This window comes from Bradyrhizobium sp. R2.2-H (assembly GCF_004346455.1).
Lineage (GTDB): Bacteria > Pseudomonadota > Alphaproteobacteria > Rhizobiales > Xanthobacteraceae > Bradyrhizobium > Bradyrhizobium diversitatis.
Map to the genome: position 1 here is coordinate 49,766 of NZ_SMBR01000025.1, position 18,583 is coordinate 68,348.

General features: G+C 64.3%; 15 protein-coding genes and 2 pseudogenes. 4 read left to right on the forward strand and 13 right to left on the reverse strand.

Annotated elements, in window-relative coordinates:
• Nucleotides 1-129: 129 nt before the first annotated feature.
• From EDE08_RS36985 to EDE08_RS37000, 4 genes are all read right to left on the reverse strand, one after another.
• A complete protein-coding gene (locus tag EDE08_RS36985; RefSeq protein WP_131874555.1) occupies nucleotides 130-2,058 on the reverse strand; it encodes a potassium transporter Kup in 1,929 nt (642 codons plus the stop codon).
• Nucleotides 2,059-2,198: 140 nt separating this feature from the next.
• Entirely contained in the window at nucleotides 2,199-4,100 is a 1,902-nt protein-coding gene (locus tag EDE08_RS36990) for a potassium transporter Kup (protein ID WP_131874556.1), read from the reverse strand.
• A 173-nt stretch (nucleotides 4,101-4,273) separates the two neighbouring features.
• Nucleotides 4,274-5,104 (reverse strand): OmpA/MotB family protein, encoded by an 831-nt coding sequence (locus tag EDE08_RS36995; RefSeq protein WP_131874557.1) that lies wholly within the window; start codon nucleotides 5,102-5,104, stop codon nucleotides 4,274-4,276.
• A 23-nt stretch (nucleotides 5,105-5,127) separates the two neighbouring features.
• Nucleotides 5,128-5,901 (reverse strand): motility protein A, encoded by a 774-nt coding sequence (locus EDE08_RS37000; RefSeq protein WP_061877700.1) that lies wholly within the window; start codon nucleotides 5,899-5,901, stop codon nucleotides 5,128-5,130.
• Nucleotides 5,902-6,204: 303 nt separating this feature from the next.
• Here EDE08_RS37000 and EDE08_RS37005 point away from each other — a divergent pair, with 303 nt between their 5' ends.
• Nucleotides 6,205-6,498, forward strand: coding sequence for a hypothetical protein (locus EDE08_RS37005; protein ID WP_131874558.1), 294 nt, complete (start codon nucleotides 6,205-6,207; stop codon nucleotides 6,496-6,498).
• A 117-nt stretch (nucleotides 6,499-6,615) separates the two neighbouring features.
• Here the strand turns inward: EDE08_RS37005 and EDE08_RS37010 are convergent, their stop codons facing one another.
• The 4 genes from EDE08_RS37010 to EDE08_RS37025 all read right to left on the reverse strand — a co-directional run bounded on the left by EDE08_RS37010 (nucleotide 6,616) and on the right by EDE08_RS37025 (nucleotide 11,155).
• Nucleotides 6,616-7,335, reverse strand: a complete 720-nt coding sequence (locus tag EDE08_RS37010; protein ID WP_131874559.1) for an RraA family protein — start codon at nucleotides 7,333-7,335, stop codon at nucleotides 6,616-6,618.
• A gap of 123 nt (nucleotides 7,336-7,458) precedes the next feature.
• Nucleotides 7,459-8,340 (reverse strand): CDP-alcohol phosphatidyltransferase family protein, encoded by an 882-nt coding sequence (locus tag EDE08_RS37015; protein WP_131874560.1) that lies wholly within the window; start codon nucleotides 8,338-8,340, stop codon nucleotides 7,459-7,461.
• Nucleotides 8,341-8,419: 79 nt separating this feature from the next.
• The gene (locus EDE08_RS37020; protein ID WP_283810589.1) at nucleotides 8,420-9,142 is read right to left on the reverse strand and encodes a phosphatidylserine decarboxylase; all 723 of its coding nucleotides are present in this window, start codon (nucleotides 9,140-9,142) and stop codon (nucleotides 8,420-8,422) included.
• A 54-nt stretch (nucleotides 9,143-9,196) separates the two neighbouring features.
• The gene (locus tag EDE08_RS37025; protein WP_131874562.1) at nucleotides 9,197-11,155 is read right to left on the reverse strand and encodes an ABCB family ABC transporter ATP-binding protein/permease; all 1,959 of its coding nucleotides are present in this window, start codon (nucleotides 11,153-11,155) and stop codon (nucleotides 9,197-9,199) included.
• A gap of 201 nt (nucleotides 11,156-11,356) precedes the next feature.
• Between EDE08_RS37025 and EDE08_RS37030 the strand changes: the two genes are divergently transcribed.
• Nucleotides 11,357-11,962, forward strand: a complete 606-nt coding sequence (locus EDE08_RS37030; protein WP_165936395.1) for an LOG family protein — start codon at nucleotides 11,357-11,359, stop codon at nucleotides 11,960-11,962.
• Here EDE08_RS37030 and EDE08_RS37035 read toward each other — a convergent pair.
• From EDE08_RS37035 to cysS, 5 genes and pseudogenes are all read right to left on the reverse strand, one after another.
• A complete protein-coding gene (locus tag EDE08_RS37035; RefSeq protein ID WP_131874564.1) occupies nucleotides 11,959-12,336 on the reverse strand; it encodes a VOC family protein in 378 nt (125 codons plus the stop codon). The two genes, EDE08_RS37030 and EDE08_RS37035, sit on opposite strands and share 4 nt — an antisense overlap.
• 129 nt (nucleotides 12,337-12,465) lie before the next feature.
• Nucleotides 12,466-14,073: a citramalate synthase gene (cimA, locus tag EDE08_RS37040; RefSeq protein ID WP_131874565.1), complete on the reverse strand. Its 1,608-nt coding sequence runs from the start codon at nucleotides 14,071-14,073 to the stop codon at nucleotides 12,466-12,468.
• A gap of 178 nt (nucleotides 14,074-14,251) precedes the next feature.
• Nucleotides 14,252-14,743 (reverse strand): GNAT family N-acetyltransferase, encoded by a 492-nt coding sequence (locus EDE08_RS37045; protein ID WP_165936394.1) that lies wholly within the window; start codon nucleotides 14,741-14,743, stop codon nucleotides 14,252-14,254.
• A gap of 115 nt (nucleotides 14,744-14,858) precedes the next feature.
• Nucleotides 14,859-15,059: pseudogene (locus tag EDE08_RS39765) on the reverse strand (CysS/YqeB C-terminal domain-containing protein); the annotation flags it as partial.
• A 312-nt stretch (nucleotides 15,060-15,371) separates the two neighbouring features.
• Nucleotides 15,372-16,532: pseudogene (cysS, locus tag EDE08_RS37050) on the reverse strand (cysteine--tRNA ligase); the annotation flags it as partial.
• 288 nt (nucleotides 16,533-16,820) lie between these two features.
• Between cysS and EDE08_RS39330 the strand changes: the two are divergent.
• Entirely contained in the window at nucleotides 16,821-17,114 is a 294-nt protein-coding gene (locus tag EDE08_RS39330) for a hypothetical protein (RefSeq protein ID WP_131874568.1), read from the forward strand.
• Between the two features lie 143 nt (nucleotides 17,115-17,257).
• The gene (locus tag EDE08_RS37060) at nucleotides 17,258-18,451 is read left to right on the forward strand and encodes a DUF2865 domain-containing protein (RefSeq protein ID WP_131874569.1); all 1,194 of its coding nucleotides are present in this window, start codon (nucleotides 17,258-17,260) and stop codon (nucleotides 18,449-18,451) included.
• Nucleotides 18,452-18,583 lie beyond the last annotated feature (132 nt).

Sequence of the window (18,583 nt, forward strand, 5' to 3'; positions counted from 1 at the left end):
TTCTCCGCGAAAGCGGGGAATCCAGTACGCCGCGGCCTCACCGTATCGCGGCGCTGTCTCTGGAATACTGGATCGCCCGCCTTCGCGGGCGATGACAGCGGTAAAGACGGACAGAGCGCCGGCCCCGCCCTAGATCGTCACCTGCGTGCCGACCTCGACCACGCGGCCGGACGGGATCTGGAAATAGTCGGTGGCGTCGTTGGCGGAGCGGCTGAGCGAGATGAACAGCCGGTCCTGCCACCGCGGCATGCCGGAATGGACGGCGGGCTTCAGCGCCCGGCGCGACAGGAAGAACGAGGTCGACATGATGTCGAACTGCCAGCCCAGCTTGCGGGCGATCGCCAGCGCCTTCGGCACGTTGGGCGATTCCATGAAGCCGAACTTCAGCGTCACCTTGGAAAAGGTCGGTGAGATCTGCTCCAGCCTGACGCGCTCGGACGGATCGATGCGCGGGGTCTGCGCGGTCTCGATGGTGAGAATGACGTTCTTCTCGTGCAGCACCTTGTAGTGCTTCAGGCTATGCATCAGCGCGGTCGGCGCGCTGATTGGGTCCGAGGTGAGGAATACCGCGGTTCCCGGCACGCGCTGGGGCGGCCGCTTCTCCAGCATGGCGACGAGGTCGGCGAGCGGGAACTCGAGCTTGCGCGACTTCTCGAACAAGAGCCGGCTGCCGCGCCGCCACGTGTACATCAGGATGATCATGAGCGCGCCGAGCGCCAGCGGCACCCAGCCGCCCTCGACGACCTTGAGCAGGTTGGCGGAGAGGAAGGTCAGGTCGAGGAACAGGAATGGCGTAATGAGAGCGGCGGCGGCGAATGGCGACCATCGCCAGACCTTCCAGATCACGACAAAGCCCATCATGGCCGTGACCACCATGGTGCCGGTGACCGAGATGCCGTAGGCCGAGGCCAGGGCGCTGGAGGAGCGGAACATGAGCACCAACAGCACCACCGCAACCAGCAGCAACTGGTTGATGCGTGGGATGAAGATCTGGCCGGAATGGGCTTCCGACGTATGGCGAATTTCAAAGCGCGGCAGCAGGCCGAGCTGGATCGCCTGACGCGTCAGCGAATAGGCGCCGGTGATGACCGCCTGGCTCGCGATCACGGTCGCCATGGTCGCCAGCACGACCATGCAGCCGCGGACAAAACCTTGCGGAAAGAGCTGGAAGAACGGGCTGACGATCGCGCCGGGATCGGCGAGCACCAGTGCCCCCTGCCCCAGATAGTTCAGCGCCAGCGACGGCAGCACGATGAACAGCCAGGCGGTCTGGATCGGCCGCTTGCCGAAATGGCCAAGGTCGGCATAGAGCGCCTCGGCGCCGGTCACGGCCAGGAACACCGCGCCCAGCGTCACGAAGCCGATCAGGCCGTGGTGGAGCATGAAGGACACGGCATAGAGCGGGTTCAGCGCGTACAGCACCTGCGGCTGCTCGATGATCGGATGGATCGCCGCCAGCGCGAGCACCGCGAACCAGACACACATGATCGGGCCGAAGAAGGCGGCAACGCGCGCCGTGCCGCGGGACTGCACGGCGAACAGAGCGACCAGGATCACCACGGTCAGCGGAACGATGTAAGGCTCGAACTTCAGGGTGACGTCCTTCATGCCTTCGATCGCCGACAGCACCGAGAGGGCCGGCGTAATCACGGCATCGCCGTAAAACAACGCTCCGGAAATGATGCCGAGCAGCGCGATGGTCGTGCTGCCGGCGCCCACCGCGCGCTGGGCCAGCGCCATCAGCGCCAGTGTGCCGCCCTCGCCGTTGTTGTCGGCGCGGAGCAGGATCACGACATATTTGAGCGTCACCACGATGATGAGCGCCCACAGGATCAGGGAGAGCACGCCGAGCACGGCCGCAGCCGTCGGCAGGCCGTCGTGCCCGGAAGCCGCCGTCACCGCCTCGCGGAACGCGTAGAGCGGGCTGGTGCCGATATCGCCATAGACGACGCCGATGCTGCCGAGCGTCAGCGCACCGAAACCGGCGGTGGTGTGGGCCTCACCATGCCCATTGACCGCCGCCGTTTCCGGGGCGGTAATCGCTGCGTCGTTTGTCATGGGAGAGCCCAGTGGCCTCTAAAAATGCTTCACTGCACAACGGCGGAGGAGCGCGCGGCTTATAGTCCTGCGCTGTCAGCATAGCCTAGCCCGTTTTCGGGCCCTGGTCATGCAAATATGCATGACTCGCACAATTGCGGTTAGATGGTGACTTGGGTTCCGACTTCAACCACCCGCCCGGTGGGGATCTGGAAATAGTCGGTGGCGTCATTGGCGGACCGGCTGAGCGCGATGAACAAATGGTCCTGCCACAGCGGCATGCCCGATTGCGCCGAGGCCTTCAGGGATCTCCGCGACACGAAGAACGACGTCGACATGATGTCGAACTGCCAGCCCTGTTTGCGCGCGATGGCGAGCGCCTTCGGCACGTTCGGCTGCTCCATATAGCCGAAGCGCAGACGGACCTTGGAGAACTTGTCGCTGATCTTCTCCATCCTGAACCGCTCCGAAAGATCGACCCGCGGCGTATGCGCGGTCTCGATGGTCAGGATCACGTTGTGCTCGTGCAGCACCTTGTTGTGCTTGAGATTGTGCAGCAGCGCGGTCGGCACGAAGGCCGGATCGCTGGTGAGGAACACCGCCGTGCCCTTGACGATATGCGGCGGCCGCTTCTCCAGGCTGCGGATCAGATCGTCCAGCGGCACCTCGATCCGTCGTGTCTTCTGGATCAGAATTGCGGAGCCCTTGCGCCAGGTCCAGATCGTCCCCGCCATGACAATGCCGAACAGCAGCGGCACCCAGGCGCCTTCGAGAAGCTTGAGCAGGTTGGCGCTGAAGAAGCTCAAATCGACGATGACGAAGGGGACGATCACGGCCGCGGCAGTCGCCGCGCGCCAGTTCCACAACTTCCAGATCACGACGAAGCCCATGATGCCGTCAGCGACCATGGTGGTGGAGACCGCAATGCCGTAGGCAGAGGCCAGATTGCTGGGGGTGTGGAACAGCAGCACCAGCAGCATCACGCCGATCAGCAGCAGGCGGTTCACGCGCGGCAGATAGATCTGGCCCGCGTGGGATTCGGAGGTGTAACGCACCTCGAAACGCGGCAGCAGCCCGAGTTGTACGGCCTGGTAGACCAGCGAATAGGCGCCGGTGATCACCGCCTGGCTCGCGATCACGGTTGCGGCAGTCGCAAGTCCGACCAGCGGCAACACCAGGCTCTCGGGCACCATGCGATAAAAGGAGTGCTCGATCGCGCTGGGATCGGACAGCACCAGTGCACCCTGCCCGAAATAGTTGATCAGAAGCGCGGGCAGCACGAAGAACATCCAGGCCGACTGGATCGGCTTGCGGCCGAAATGGCCGAGATCGGCATAAAGCGCCTCGCCGCCCGTCACCGCCAGGAACACGGCGCCGAGTGTCACGAGGCCGATCACACCGTGCGACAGCACGAACTGAACCGCGTAATAGGGATTGATCGCCGCCAGCACCGAAGGGTCGTCGGCGATGTGGACGGCCCCCATCACGGCGATGACGGTGAACCAGACCACCATCACCGGCCCGAAGGCCGAGGCGACCAATGCGGTTCCCTTGCTCTGGACAGCGAACAGCAGCACCAGGATGAGGACGGTGAGCGGCACGACATAGTGCTCGAGCGCGGGGGTCGCGAGCTTGAGGCCCTGAACCGCCGAGAGGACCGAGATCGCCGGCGTGATCATGGAATCGCCGATGAACATGGACGCGCCGACCACACCGAGCGCGAGCAGGACCCAGCTTCGCCGCCCGAGCGCGCGCTGGCCGAGGGCCATCAGCGACAGCGTGCCGCCCTCCCCGTTGTTGTCGGCGCGCAGCAGCAGCAGGACGTATTTGGCGGTGACGACGATCAGCAGCGCCCACAGGATCAGCGAGAGCACGCCCAGCACGATGATCCGCGAGACCGGCTCGCCGTGGGCAGCGCCCTTGACGGCCTCGTGAAATGCGTAAAGCGGCGAGGTGCCGATATCCCCGAAAACGACGCCGATGCTCCCGAGCGTAAGGGCCCAAAAGCCTGATGTGACCGGCTGCCCGTCCTGGGTCTCGGTCGATGTGATGCTGGCCGTCATGGGGGTGAGAAACGCTTCGTCCCTGAATTTGATCCGGCGCCTATTGACGCTTCCGTCGCGCCTGTCAATCGGCCCAGCACCATAGCAGGCGCCGCGACGGAAGCTGTGACGCCGTGGCAACGTTCATCGCCAGAGCGACGACATGCCTCAGGTAGAATGGTAGCGCAAGGGGGTTACGGTTTCAGATTCGGCGGCAGCGGCGGATCCTCACGCATCAGGGTGATGGTCACCCGACGGTTGGCCGCGAGCGAGGGATCGTCCGGAAACAACGGCTGGGTATCTGCCTTGCCCGAGACGGCGAAGATATGCGACGGCGGCAGGCCTTCGCGCTCGAGGATCTGGCGCACGGCGTTGGCGCGGTCGGCCGACAGATCGAAGGCGCCGTAGTCGCTGCGGGTCGGTACAAATCCTGCCGCGGTGTGGCCGGCGATGGATACGCGCAGCGGCGTGGCCTTGAGCGGAATCGCGAGCTTCTCGATCAGGCGGCGGGTGCGGTCATAGGGCACCTTGGAGCCGTCGGCGAACATCGAGCGGCCGTCCTGGTCGACGATCTCCAGGTTGAGGCCCTGCTTGGTCTCCTCGAACATGATGTGCTTGGACATCTCGGTCAGTTCCGGCATGTCCTGCAACGCCTGGCGCAGCGAGGCCGCGGCCAGCGCGAAATTGCGGTCGACCTTGATCTTCGCGCCGGACGTCTTGTCGCGGTCTTCCTGGTCCGGCGTCGGCGTGTTGGAGGCGTCCTCGGGCTGGATGTGGTCGACATTCTTCAGCCGCGGACGGGTCGGCAGGCCGTCGGATTCGACGATGCCGGAGTAGCGCGCTTCGCTCTGAACGCCGAACGCCTCGCGCATCGAGCCCGCGACGATCTTCAGCTTGTTGGCGTCCTGCGTGGAGAACGCAACCAGCATCACGAAAAATGCCAGCAGCAGCGCCATCAGGTCGGCGAAGGTCACGAACCAGCCGTGACCGCCGCCGTGAGCATCGCCGCGCTTCTTCTTGGCCATCTCTCAAATCCCGGCGCGCGGCCTTACGCCGGCACCGGCTCTCCCTCGGTGTGACGATGCTTCTCAGGCAGATAGGCCAGCAGCATTTCGCGCACGAGCGTCGGGCTCTTGGAATCGCGGATCATCAGGATGCCGTCGATGATCAAGGTGCGGTTCGTTTCTTCGTCGAGCAGCTTGCCATGCAGCTTGTCGGCGATCGGCAAACAGATCAGGTTGGCGACAACCGCGCCATACAGCGTCGCCAGCAGCGCGGTGGCCATGAACGGGCCGAGCTTGGACGGATCCGACATGTTGGAGAACATCTGCACCATGCCGAGCAGCGTGCCGATCATGCCGAAGGCCGGAGCGCAGTCGCCGACGGCGCGGTAGATCTTGCTGCCTTCGTCGAGGTGCATCAGGAAATTGTCGCGGTCGCGCTCCAGATTGTCGCGAATGAAGTCGAGGTCGTAACCATCGGCGACGTAGCGGATGCCCTTGGCAAGGAACGGCTCGTCGGTCTCGACCTTTTCCAGTCCGACCGGGCCCTGCTTGCGAGCGATTTCCGCGATGCGGGCGAGTTCGTCGACGAGGTCGTGAGCCGAAAGGCGGCTCAGGGTGAAGGCAAACTTCGCGCCGAGCGGTACGCCGTGGATCATCGCGGACAATGGAAAGCGGATCATCGTTGCGGCGAACGAACCGCCGAAGATGACGATCACGGCGTGGATGTCGTAAAACATCCCGAAGCTGCCGCCCATCAAGATCAGCGTCGACACAACAGTGGCGCCCGCGGCCAGGCCGACAAGTGTTGCGATATCCATTATCGACTCCAACGCGTACGCGACAACGGCCGTCCTGGCCGCTGGTGCGGCCCGACCCCGAACCGCACCGGAAACCCTAGAGCGCCGCCCTTAAAGCCGCGTAAAGGTTAAGTCTGGACAGTGTGCTGCGTGCCGCAGTGCCCGCTGCGATTGGCGTCCGGCGACAGGAACTTCAACACTTCGCTAACCATTGGCGGGGCGCGCCACGACGTCACATCGGCTGCGGCCCTCCGCCACATCGTGACCAGGGATCGATTGGTGTCTGGTACTGGCGCGGCATGCTCGATCGCGGGAGCCATCGCCATGTTGACGCTGTTCGGTCTTCTCACCGCGCTGCCCGCGGTGCTGGCGCTCCACCTGCTGGAGCCGGAACTCGTCCTGCCGGCTTTCAGCCTCGTGCTCTTTGCCGAGGCCGCCTTCGCGGTGATGGCAGCGCGCTTGATTCACCTCCCGGACAATGCGGAGGGTATCACGCTATGGGACCTTGCCGGCGGCTTCACCCTGATCGGATGCGCCGCCGCAGTGTTCGGCGAGCCGGATCAGGCGGTCCTGTTTCTGACGGAACAAGGCGACCCACGGCCGGCGTCTAGGCCGTAGGTCGTTCGATCGCCGTCTAAAGCGCGATGCGACTAGGATGAATCGTCATCGCGCCTTAGGTTTTTGTTTGAGCATGATCTTTTCGGAAAACCGCTGCGCACTTTTCCGGATCATGCTTTAGTGAATCTCCGCCGAGCGCTTCAGCGCGGCCTTCAGCTTCTCCAGTGAGAAGTCGGGGCTGCGGGCGATCTCCAGGATCGGCGTCTCGCGGCGGCCGCACAGTTCGGCGGCTTCCGGCAGCTTTGCGGCGACGTCGAGCGGGATCACGATGGCACCGTGCCGGTCGGCGTGGATGAGATCATCGGACTTCACGGTCATGCCGGCGACGCGCACTTCGCCGCCAAAGCTTTCCGCATGCACCCAGGCATGCGACGGGCCGACCGAACCGGCCAGCGCCTGGAAGCCCGGGGCCCATTGCGGGATGTCGCGGATCGAGCCGTCGGTAATGACGCCGAGGCAGCCGAGCGCCTTGTGCACGTTGCTCTGCACCTCGCCCCAGAATGCGCCGTAGCCGACATCGGGGCCGTCGATGTCCTGGATCACCGAGATGCGCGGGCCATGGCCGGTGCCGACATATTCGTAATAGTCGATGCGGCGCCTGGACTGTTCCTCGGCCGGGAGCGACGATTTCAGTACCGAGCGGATCGCAACCGTGCGGGCGTAGCCGACGATCGGCGGCAGGTCGGGGAACGGACAGACCAGCGGTTTCGTGGTGTAGCCGATCAGACGCCGCTCGGGCGCCACGATCTCCATGGCATTGCAGATCGTCGGCGTGTCATAACGGCCCAGCGCCTCGAGGACGGATGCGGGCAGCGGCCCGGTCGCGGAATTGGTCACGGCGTTCTCTCCCAGATTGGCGGCGGTTGATTGCGCGATGCCGCCGGCACACGGGCGATATAGCCGAGATCGGGCCTCCACCCAACTCAGGCAGGCCTCATGGCAGATATCCGCGAGGAGCGTTCAGTGCAGACGTCCGGGCCGGTCGTCCTCGTGCGCCGGCTCCGACAGATTCGACAGCGTCGGCGCCGAAGTCGGTGACGGGACCTCGCCACCCGCCAGCGCGGCAGCTGCCATCGCGCGCGCCTGGTCGCGATAGGATTTGTAGCCGAGCGGCAGGCAGAGCAGATAGAGCACCGTGCCGATCGACAGCACGTGCCAGGGATAGGCGATCAAGAGCGCGATGAAGACGATCACTGCGACGAAGGCCGGCAGCACCAGCTCCGGCGGCACGCGCATGCGCTTGGTCTTGCCCGAGAACACCGGCAGGCGCGACACCATCAGAAACGCGATCAGGAGCGTATAGGCCGCCGTCACCGCCGCAGGGATCCGGCCGAGCTCGAGGAACGCGATGTAGATCGGCAGCAGCACCGTGATGGCGCCGGCGGGCGCCGGCACGCCGGTGAAGAAGTTGGCCGCAAAGGCGGGCTTGTTCGGATCATCCATGGTGGCGTTGAAGCGCGCCAGCCGCAGGCCGCCGGAGATCGCGAACACCATCGCGGCGATCCAGCCGGCATTGCCGAGCTCGTGCAGCTGCCAGAAGTACAGCATCAGGCCGGGCGCCACGCCGAAATTGACGAAATCGGCGAGGCTGTCGAGCTCGGCGCCGAACTTGGACTGGCCCTTGATCATACGCGCGATGCGGCCGTCGATGCCGTCGAGCGCGGCCGCGAACACGATGGCGTAGACGGCGAGCGTCATCCGCCCCTCGATCGACAGCCGGATCGAGGTCAGGCCGGCGCAGATCGCCAGCAGCGTGATGACGTTGGGCACCAGCATCCGCACCGGGATCGGTCGAAACCGCCGGCGGCGCACATCGGGATCTCTCAAGTCATAGGGCGTCATTGCTCACCTCGAGGCGAGATATAGCAAGCCGCGCCCCCCTCCGCCATTGCGGCGGAAGGCCCACAAGCAAGACTATCGGTCAATTGGCGCGGTAGGCGCGGCTCGGGTCGTCGCCGGCAAGGTCGGCCAGGATCGTCTCTCCGGCGATCGCGGTCTGCCCTTCGGAGACCAACGCCCTGGTGCCCGCGGGCAAATAGACGTCGAGGCGGGAACCAAAGCGGATCAGACCGAAGCGCTCGCCGGCACCGATCGCCTGCCCCTCCTTGACGAAGCAGACGATGCGCTTGGCGACGAGGCCGGCGATCTGGACCACGCCGATCCGCGCCGTCGGCGTCGTGATGACCAGCGAGTTGCGCTCATTGTCCTCGCTCGCCTTGTCGAGCTCGGCGTTGATGAAGAGGCCGGGCCGATAGGCGATGCGATCCACCCTGCCCGCCACGGGCGCGCGGTTCACGTGGCAGTTGAACACGCTCATGAATACCGAGATGCGCGGCAGCGGCTGGTCGCCGAGCCCGAGCTCGGCCGGGGGCAGCGCCATGGTGATCATCGAGACGCGGCCGTCGGCCGGCGACACAACCAGGCCCTCACGCACGGGCGTCACGCGGACGGGATCGCGGAAGAACAACGCGCACCAGACGGTCAGGATCGTGCCGATCCACCCCAGCGGCGACCACAGCCAGAACAGGACCAGGCTTGCCAGCGCGAAGCCGCCGATGAAGGGATAGCCCTCCTTGTGGATCGGCGGGATCTGGCGCTGGATCGAATCGAGAATTGACATCGCTATCTGCCGCTCGGGGTTTATGGCACGGGTCGTCGCGCGCGCTTGTTTAGGCCAGAGTTGGGACCGGAGACAAGGTCAGTCGACCGCCGCAGGCGTCGTCAGGATGTCATTGACCGGCGGCGGCTCCCGGTTGGGCGCCGCGCCGGTATCGGCCATCTTGGCCAGTTTCTCGCGTGCCGCCTCGGCCTCGCGCTGCCTGTTCCACATGCTGGCATAGAGGCCGCCCTGCGCGAGCAGTTTGGCGTGGGTGCCGCGCTCGGCGATGCGACCCTTGTCCAGCACGATGATCTCGTCGGCCCCGACGATGGTCGAAAGCCGGTGCGCGATCACCAGCGAGGTACGGTTCTTCGCCACGCGATCGAGCGCACCCTGGATCTCGTGCTCGGTGTGGGTGTCGAGCGCCGAGGTCGCCTCGTCCAGCACCAGGATCGGCGGCGCCTTGAGAATCGTCCGCGCGATCGCGACGCGCTGCTTCTCGCCGCCCGACAGCTTCAGGCCGCGCTCGCCGACCTGGGTGTCGTAACCCTTCGGCGCCAAACGGATGAAGTGGTCGATCTGAGCCAGCCGCGCCGCCTCCTCGACCTCGGTATCGGTCGCATCCCAGCGGCCGTAGCGGATGTTGTAGCGGATGGTGTCGTTGAACAGCACGGTGTCCTGCGGCACCATGCCGATCGATGCCCGCAAGCTCGCCTGCGTGACCTCGCGGATGTCCTGGCCGTCGATCAGGATCTTGCCGCCGGAGACGTCATACAGGCGGAACAGCAGCCGAGAGATGGTCGACTTGCCTGCGCCCGACGGGCCGACGATGGCGACGGTCTTGCCGGCCGGCACCTCGAAGCTGATGCCCTTCAGGATCGGGCGCGACGGCTCATAGGCAAAGCGCACGTCCTCGAAGCGCACGATGCCCGCGGAGATGACCAGCGGCTTCGCGCCGGGCGCATCCTTGATCTCGGCCTCGCGGCCCAGCACGTTGAACATCTTCTCGATGTCGATGATCGCCTGCTTGATCTCGCGATAGACCATGCCCATGAAATTCAGGGGTTGGTAGAGCTGGATCATCATGGCGTTGACAAGCACGAAATCGCCGACGGTATTTGTGCCGTTGCGCACGCCGATCGCGCACATCAGCATGGTCGCGGTCAGGCCCAGCGTGAAGATCACGGCCTGGCCGGTGTTGAGCACCGCGAGCGACGTATAGGTGCGGACGCTCGCCTCCTCGTAGCGCTCCACCGATCTGTCGTAGCGCTGCGCCTCGCGCGCCTCGGCGCTGAAATATTTGACGGTCTCGTAGTTGAGCAGCGAGTCGATCGCCTTGGTGTTCGCCTCGGTGTCGGAATCGTTCATCTTGCGGCGGATACCGATCCGCCACTCGGTCGCGATGTAGGTGTAGTACATGTAGAGCGCGACCGTGATCAGGGTCACGACCACGTAACGCCAGTCGAACTGCCAGAGCAGCACCGCCATCAGCAGCGAGACCTCGACGATTGTCGGGATCAGCTGCAGGATCACCATGCGCACGATGACCTCGATGCCCTCGCGGCCGCGCTCGAGCACGCGCGTCAGGCCGCCGGTCTTGCGCTCGAGGTGAAAGCGCAGCGACAGCTCGTGCATGTGAATGAAGGTGATGGTGGCGAGCTTGCGCACCGCATGCATGGCGACACGGGCGAAGATCCCGTCGCGCCACTGCGTCAGCACCGCCATCAGGATGCGCATCGCGCCATAGCTCGCGGTCAGCAGCAATGGCGAGGCGATCACCCAGAGGTGCCAATTGTCGGCCTGAACCGGCGCGGTATTGGCGCCGGTCAGCGCATCCGTCGCCCATTTGAAGCTGAACGGCACGGCCAGCGTGATCAGCTTGGCGGCGAGCAACAGCACCAGCGACCAGACCACCCGCATCTTCAGATCGACGCGATCGCCCGGCCAGATATAGGGCCACAGATGCGCCAGCGTGCCCATCAGCGTGGCCTGCTCCAGCGGTCCCCCGCCGGGAGGATCGGGAACGTCGGCGCCGTCGAGCGATTGAGGTTGGTCCATCAAGAAACCTGAAAGCCCGCCGGATGCGGGCGCAACTGCGATTAACGATTTTCGTCCGTCATATAGAGCCTTCCCGATGCCCGCGCACCCCGCCAGATGGCGAATCTTTGATTGTTTATCGTCATTTACCGGTAGATTTCCGGGAGTATCGAATCACCGATTGGGCTTGACGCCTGTTCGCTGCAATGCATCATGGCACCAATGAGCACGATCAAAACCGTCTGTGTCTATTGCGGCTCCGGCCCTGGAACAAATCCCAACTTCATTGAAGCGGCGAAGGCGCTTGGCAGAGCGCTGGCGGAAAGCAAGATCCGCCTCGTTTATGGCGGCGGCTCGCTCGGCCTGATGGGGGCGGTCGCAACCTCCGTGCTGGATCACGGCGGCATGGTCACCGGCATCATTCCCGACTTCCTCCGGATGCGCGAGAACGCGCTGACGCGCGTGCAGGAGATGGTCGTCACGCCAGACATGCACGAGCGCAAGCGGCTGATGTTCGAGCGCTCCGACGCCTTCGTGGCCCTGCCCGGCGGGCTCGGCACGCTGGAGGAGCTGGTGGAGCAGCTGACCTGGCAGCAACTCGGCCGTCACGCCAAGCCCGTGCTGCTCGCCAATGTCGATGGTTTCTGGGAGCCGCTGTTCTCCCTGGTGGCCCACATGCGGCAGACCGAGTTCATCCGCACGGGCCTCACTGTCGATATCCTGAAGGCGGACAAGGTCGAGGAGATCATCCCGCGGCTGCGCGCCGCGGCTGCGCAGATCCCCGACGACCAGCGCGATCTCGCACCCGACGTGGCGCGCAAGCTTTAGCCCGCAGGGAACGTCACCGCCTCGATCCGGTTGCCGTCGGGATCGGTGACGAAGGCCGCGTAATAGCGCACGCGATCGTGCGGGCGGAGGCCCGGCGCACCGTCGGAGGCGCCGCCGGCGGACAAGGCCGCGGCGTGAAACGCATCGACCTCGGCCGTGGTTTTCGCCCGCAGGCAGATGTGCACGCCGCTCTCCGGCGCAACACGCGGCATGCCCTCGCGCAGATTGATCCAGAGCTCCGGATAGGCCTTACCGAACCCAACCGTCCGCGGCCGCGTGACGAGGCGCGCGAGACCGAGAGCTGCGAGCGGCGCTTCGTAGAACTTTGCGGCGCGATCGAGATCGCTGACGCCGACGGAGGCGTGGTCGATCATGGCCGTGCTCCCTCCTCCTCCGTCATTGCGAGCTCGTAGCCCGGATGAGCGAAGCGACATCCGGGAAAGTCTATCGGTGCGGCATATTCCGTCCCGGATATCGCTTCGCTCATCCGGGCTACATCTTTCTTACGCCGGCGCACCCGATTTCACGAGCTTGTAGATCACCGAATCCATCAACGCCTGGAAGGAGGCGTCGATGATGTTCGGGGAGACGCCGACCGTGGCCCAGCGGTCGCCGTTCTCGTCCTCGCTCTCGATCAGGACGCGCGTGACCGCACCGGTGCCGCCGTTGAGGATACGGACGCGATAGTCGATCAGCGTCAGGCCCTCGATGTATTTCTGGTACTTGCCGAGGTCCTTGCGCAGGGCGACGTCGAGCGCATTGACGGGACCGTTGCCCTCGGCGGCCGAGATCAGGTGCTCGCCGGCGACGTCGACCTTGACCACCGCGAGCGCCACCGTGACGCGCTCCCCCAGTGCGTTGTAGCGCTGCTCGACATTGACGTCGAACTGCTCGACCTCGAAATAATGCGGCACCTTGCCGAGCGTGCGGCGCGCCAGGAGCTCGAACGAAGCATTGGCGGACTCGTAGGCGTAGCCCGCCGCCTCGCGCGCCTTCAACTCCTCGACGAGGCGCGTCAGTTTCGGATCGCTCTTCTCGTAAGGGATGCCGGCGCGATCAAGCTCGGCGATGACATTGGAGCGGCCGGCCTGATCGGACACCAGCACCTTGCGGTGGTTGCCGACCAGCTCCGGCAACACGTGCTCGTAAGTCTGCGGATCCTTCAGCACGGCGGAGGCATGGATGCCGGTCTTGGTGACGAAGGCGCTCTCGCCGACGTAAGGAGCATGCCGGTTCGGCACGCGGTTGAGCATGTCGTCCAGCGTGCGCGAGACCTTGACGAGCGTCGCGAGCTTCTCCGTGGTGACGCCGATCTCGAAGGCGTCGGCAAAACCCGTCTTCAATTTCAGCGTCGGGATCAGCGAGCAGAGATTGGCATTGCCGCAGCGCTCGCCGAGCCCGTTCAGCGTGCCCTGGATCTGCCGCGCGCCGGCGCGCACTGCCGCGAGCGAATTGGCCACGGCCTGCTCGGTGTCGTTATGGGCGTGGATGCCGACGTGATCGCCGGGAATGTGCTTCGTCACCTCGGTGACGATGGCCTCGACCTCATCAGGCATGGTGCCGCCGTTGGTGTCGCACAGCACCACCCAGCGCGCGCCGGCCTCATAAGCCGCCTTGGCGCAGGCCAGCGCGAAGCTCGGGTCTTCCTTGTAGCCGTCGAAGAAGTGTTCGCAGTCGAGCATCACCTCGCGGCCGGCGGCCTTCGCGACAGCGACGCTGTCGCGGATCGAGGCGAGGTTCTCCTCCTTCGTCGTCTCCAGCGCGACGCGCACCTGATAGGCCGAGGCTTTTGCCACGAAGCAGATCGCATCCGCCTTCGCCTCCAGCAGCCCGGCCACGCCGGGATCGTTCGAGACCGAGCGCCCGGCGCGGCGCGTCATGCCGAAAGCTGTGAACCGCGCATGATTGAGCTTCGGCTTGGTCGCGAAGAATTCGCTGTCCAGCGGATTGGCGCCGGGATAGCCGCCCTCGACATAATCAATGCCGAGATCGTCGAGCATCGCCGCGATGACCTGCTTGTCGGCCAGCGTGAAATCGACGCCGTTGGTCTGCGCGCCGTCGCGCAGCGTGGTGTCGAACAGATAGAGGCGCTCCTTCTTTGCCGAGTTCATCGCGAGCGTCCGTTCTTGTTACCTCTCCCCTTGTGGGGGAGGTCGGCGTCACGCAGTGACGCCGGGAGGGGGGTGCCACACGGGCGGTCTGAGCGCGGGGCTACCCCCCTCCCCAACCCTCCCCCACAAGGGGGGAGGGAGCGGAGAGAGGCTCGCGCTTGGTGAACAAGCTCCTTGCTCATTGCACCGCTCCGAGCGTCTTCTTCATCGTGGTGTTGGCGAGCCATTCGTCGTTGATGGTGACGCTGTTGCGCTGCTGGGCGGTGTAGCCGCGCTTGGCGAAGAAGCCCTGTGCGTTGTCGCTGGCATCGACCGAGAGGCTCGTCGCGCCGCGGCTGCCGGCGAGCTTCTCCAGCGCGTCCACCAGCATGGTCGCGATACCCTGCCCGACCACTGCCGGATGGACATAGAGCATGCGGATGTGATCGTTGCCGCGCAGCGAGGCGAAGCCGACCGGCGAGCCCTCGAGCGTCGCAATCAGCGTCAGGTCGGCCGCAAGCCGCTTGCCGAACTCCTCGTCCTCGGCCGCCGCCATCCAGGCTTCCTGCTGCACCTCGCTATAATCGTCGCCGGTCAGTTCCTCGATGCTGGCCGCGAAGATCGCCGCGAGCACCGGCACGTCGTCAGGCAGGAAGGGCCGCAGGGCGGGCTTTGGCAAACTCTGTCCCATCGTCTTCACCACATTCCATAGAGCTTGAGCACCAGCGCCACGGCGCCGGCGAGCAGCGCGATCTTCAGCGCGATGTAATAGAGCCAGTGCCGCGGAAAAGGCGTGTCGGGCCGCTTCATCGCGCGACCTCCCACGTCGTTCCTTCCTTGGAGTCCTTGATCGCAACGCCCATGGCGGCGAGCAGATCACGAATGCGGTCGGATTCTTTGAAATCTTTGCGAGTACGCGCGGCAAGACGCTGTTCAATCAATCCATTTAGATCACCAATCTTAATCGCTGCAGCAATCTTCTGCCTATCTGCTTCCGATAAATAGCCCTGATGATACTTCTTCCATTCATCTACAAATGAGTATGGAATGGGCCCGGCATTCACGATGCGATACGCGGTGGCGATCGTAGACGTTGTATTGGCTGAAGAGGGCAGAGTCACCGATAGCCGTTGAAGGCTCTGCTCGATCTGAGGGCGATATGCATACACTGTCCGAGCGTCAACATCCTTCGAAAGTCCGACCTCCTCAATCACACTCTGAGCAATTCGTTGCGCCTCTCTGAAGTGATCAGGTAGCAGCCCTAAGAATACGAGGTTATTGTAAAGGTTCTCGCGGACCCACTTGCTGTCGTGAGCGAACCTTGATCGTTCATGCAATTCAGCAAGAACGTAAGAAATATTAAGATCGTCAAATAGAGCTTCTTCCAATTGTCGGGTCGGCTTTACGGGCTCCCTCGATATCGGCACATTAGCGATAGAGCGCCGCCAGTCGGCAAGCATCTGTTCGGCCTCAAGCAAACTCTTTACTGTCCAGTCAATCGGCTGCCTATAATGGGTTTTCAGCATTGCTAGGCGGAGCGCTTCTCCGGACCACGTTCTGCCACCGAACCTATTAGAGTAGAGTAGCTCATTGATGGTGAAGAAGTTGCCCAAGGACTTGGACATCTTCTCGCCTTCCACCTCGAGAAACTCGTTGTGAAGCCAATAGTTCGCCATGCGCGGCTGATGGAACGCGCAGCACGACTGGGCAACCTCATTTTCGTGATGAGGAAATACGAGATCAACGCCGCCGCCGTGGATATCGAAGTGATTGCCCAGATGCTTCCAGGCCATGGCGGAGCACTCGATGTGCCACCCGGGCCGTCCCGGCGTCTTGATGCCGGCCGGCGACGGCCACGAGGGTTCGCCAAGTTTCGACGGCTTCCACAATACGAAATCACTCGCATCCCGTTTGTAGGGCGCCACATCGACGCGTGCACCGGCAATCATTTCGTCCAACGAACGCTTCGACAGGCCGCCGTAGCGCGGCAGCCCGTCATTGGCCGCGTTCATCGCCTGCGGGGAGAACAGCACGTGATCCTCTGCGACATACGCAAAGCCGCCCTTGACCAGCCGTTCGATGATCTCGCGCATCTCGGCGATATGCTCGGTCGCACGCGGCTCGACGCTCGGCCGCAATGCGCCAAGTGCATCGACATCGGCATGAAACTGCCGGCCCGTCTCCTCCGTCACCTTGCGGATCGCCTCGTTCAGCGGCAGGCCGGGAAAATCCCGCGCGGCGCGGTCGTTGATCTTGTCGTCGACGTCGGTGATGTTGCGGACATATTTGACATGCGTCTCGCCATAGAGATGGCGCAGCAGCCGAAACAGCACGTCGAACACGATCACCGGCCGCGCATTGCCAATATGGGCGAAGTCATAGACGGTCGGTCCGCAGACATACATGCGGACGTTGCTCGCATCGAGCGGCACAAAGGTCCGCTTTTCCCGGCTCAGCGTATCGTAAAGACGCAATTCCATGGCAACCCATCCCTCTCGGCCGGGCGTCCAAGGCTCTCAATGCATTTGAGAAAAGACGGCTCCAGCCAGCGAATCGCTAGCTCGTAATCTCGCGGCAAATGGCGCAGATGGCGAGGAGACCGTTCATGGGGCGACATATGGGCTATGAGGCGGCCCCACGTCAAGAGAGCCGCGAAAACGCCGTTTTATCTCGGCAAAGGGCGCGGCTCGCCCTGATGGTTCACGATCCCCTAACCATTTGAGGCCATTCTGGAACCGGCGGTTCCTTCTTTTTGCCCCGGTATTTTCATGCGATCTGCACGCGCGCTCATTTTCAGCGCCTCCATCCTTGCGGCATCCAGCGCGTTCGCCGAGACCCGCGTCTTCATCATCGCCAATCAGGCAGATGGCCAGTGCCTGGCCAGGGGCGAGACATGCGGCGCCTCCGCCGCGCGCACCTATTGCCAGTCACGAGATTTTGCAAAGGCATCAAGCTATCGCCGGGTCGATCCCGACGAAATTACCGGCTCTGTCCCCAAAACCGGCGCAAACTGCTCCCAAGGCCGTTGCGACGAATATGTCGCAATCACCTGCCAGCGCTGAATTCGCTCGGAGCTGGCGGACCTTAGGCCCAATCATTGGCCCTTGAAACGACGTGACGATGCCGCGGGAAGCGGCTATTGGAGGGCGCGCTTCGGCCCCCCAAAGTCACTTGGAACGTCACATAGGGCCGTGACCTCGCTAGAATGGCGGATATGCCTGAATTGTTGTCCCTGCCCCGTGCCCGCTTCTCCCTTGCCTGCGCCGTGCTCCTGAGCGCGGTCGTGCTCGCCACCGGCGCTTTCGCGCAGGCCGGACCGCCCGGGCCGCCGCCTCAGCCCGGCCAGAACGGGTTGGGACCGAACCCGATGTGCGTGCGGCTGGAAGGCCAGCTCGTCGCGCTCGATCGTGGTGGCGGCGGTGATCCCGCGCGCGAGGAGCAGATCCGCCGCTATCAGGATTCCCAGACCCGCCAGCAGGCCGAGCTCGACCGCGTCACCATGCAGGCCAAGCGCATGGGCTGCGATTCCTCCGGCTTCTTCTCGCTGTTCAACGGCCAGTCGGCGCAATGCGGCCCGGTCAACACCCAGATCCAGCAGATGCGCGCCAATCTGGACCAGATCACCGTCAATCTCGAGCGGCTGCGCGGCGGCGGTCCCGGCGGCTCCAGCCCGGAGCACGACAACCAGCGCCGCTCGGTACTGATGGCGCTGGCGCAGAACAATTGCGGCCCGCAATATGCCAATGCCGCGCAGTCGCAAGGCGGCGGCAACTTCCTGACCAACCTGTTCGGCGGCGGCAACAACCCGAACAATCCGCAAGCCATGCCGCCCTCCGATCTCGGGCCGCAATCCGGCACCTACCGCACCGTGTGCGTGCGCACCTGCGACGGCGCCTATTTCCCGATCTCGTTTGCGACGGTGCCGGCGCGCTTCCCCGACGACGAGAAGACCTGCAAGGCGCTGTGCCCGGCTGCCGAAGCCGTGCTCTACACCCATCGCAATCCCGGTGAGGACATGAACTCGGCGGTCTCCATCGGCGGCCAGCCCTACACCGCGCTGCCGACCGCCTTCAAATTCCGCAGCGAGTTCAACCCGTCCTGCTCCTGCAAGGCGGCGGGCCAGACCTGGGCGGATGCGCTGAAATCGGCCGACGACAAGGCCGCGGCCGAGCAGCAGGGCGACATCATCGTCACCGAAGAGAGCGCCAGGAAGATGCAGCAGCAGCGGCTCAACAGGGGCACGCCTGCGAACGCGAAGAAGGGCGCAGCTCCCGCGCCGACGACGGCGAATGCGCCGGCTGCGGCACCGCCCGCGGATACAGGCGCGCCTGCGTCGAGTTCAGAGAACAGGCCGATCCGCTCGGTCGGCCCGACCTTCCTGCCGCAGCAGCAGAAGTAATCACGGGTCGATGAGGTCAGGTCCCTCGGCTCGAGCGTTCCTTCTCCCCTTGTGGGAGAAGGTGGCGCGATGTCCAGACCGGATAGATAGGTAACACAGTAGACCGGATGGATGGGTGACAGTTCTCTATCG

What these genes read in the sequence shown, in the direction of transcription:
- EDE08_RS36985 (WP_131874555.1), bottom strand. Translation starts at nt 2,058, where the DNA reads ATGACAAACGACGCAGCGATTACCGCCCCGGAAACGGCGGCGGTCAAT.
- EDE08_RS36990 (WP_131874556.1), bottom strand. Translation starts at nt 4,100, where the DNA reads ATGACGGCCAGCATCACATCGACCGAGACCCAGGACGGGCAGCCGGTC.
- EDE08_RS36995 (WP_131874557.1), bottom strand. Translation starts at nt 5,104, where the DNA reads ATGGCCAAGAAGAAGCGCGGCGATGCTCACGGCGGCGGTCACGGCTGG.
- EDE08_RS37000 (WP_061877700.1), bottom strand. Translation starts at nt 5,901, where the DNA reads ATGGATATCGCAACACTTGTCGGCCTGGCCGCGGGCGCCACTGTTGTG.
- EDE08_RS37005 (WP_131874558.1), top strand. Translation starts at nt 6,205, where the DNA reads ATGTTGACGCTGTTCGGTCTTCTCACCGCGCTGCCCGCGGTGCTGGCG.
- EDE08_RS37015 (WP_131874560.1), bottom strand. Translation starts at nt 8,340, where the DNA reads ATGACGCCCTATGACTTGAGAGATCCCGATGTGCGCCGCCGGCGGTTT.
- EDE08_RS37025 (WP_131874562.1), bottom strand. Translation starts at nt 11,155, where the DNA reads ATGGACCAACCTCAATCGCTCGACGGCGCCGACGTTCCCGATCCTCCC.
- EDE08_RS37030 (WP_165936395.1), top strand. Translation starts at nt 11,357, where the DNA reads ATGAGCACGATCAAAACCGTCTGTGTCTATTGCGGCTCCGGCCCTGGA.
- EDE08_RS37035 (WP_131874564.1), bottom strand. Translation starts at nt 12,336, where the DNA reads ATGATCGACCACGCCTCCGTCGGCGTCAGCGATCTCGATCGCGCCGCA.
- cimA (WP_131874565.1), bottom strand. Translation starts at nt 14,073, where the DNA reads ATGAACTCGGCAAAGAAGGAGCGCCTCTATCTGTTCGACACCACGCTG.
- EDE08_RS37045 (WP_165936394.1), bottom strand. Translation starts at nt 14,743, where the DNA reads ATGGGACAGAGTTTGCCAAAGCCCGCCCTGCGGCCCTTCCTGCCTGAC.
- EDE08_RS39330 (WP_131874568.1), top strand. Translation starts at nt 16,821, where the DNA reads ATGCGATCTGCACGCGCGCTCATTTTCAGCGCCTCCATCCTTGCGGCA.
- EDE08_RS37060 (WP_131874569.1), top strand. Translation starts at nt 17,258, where the DNA reads ATGGCGGATATGCCTGAATTGTTGTCCCTGCCCCGTGCCCGCTTCTCC.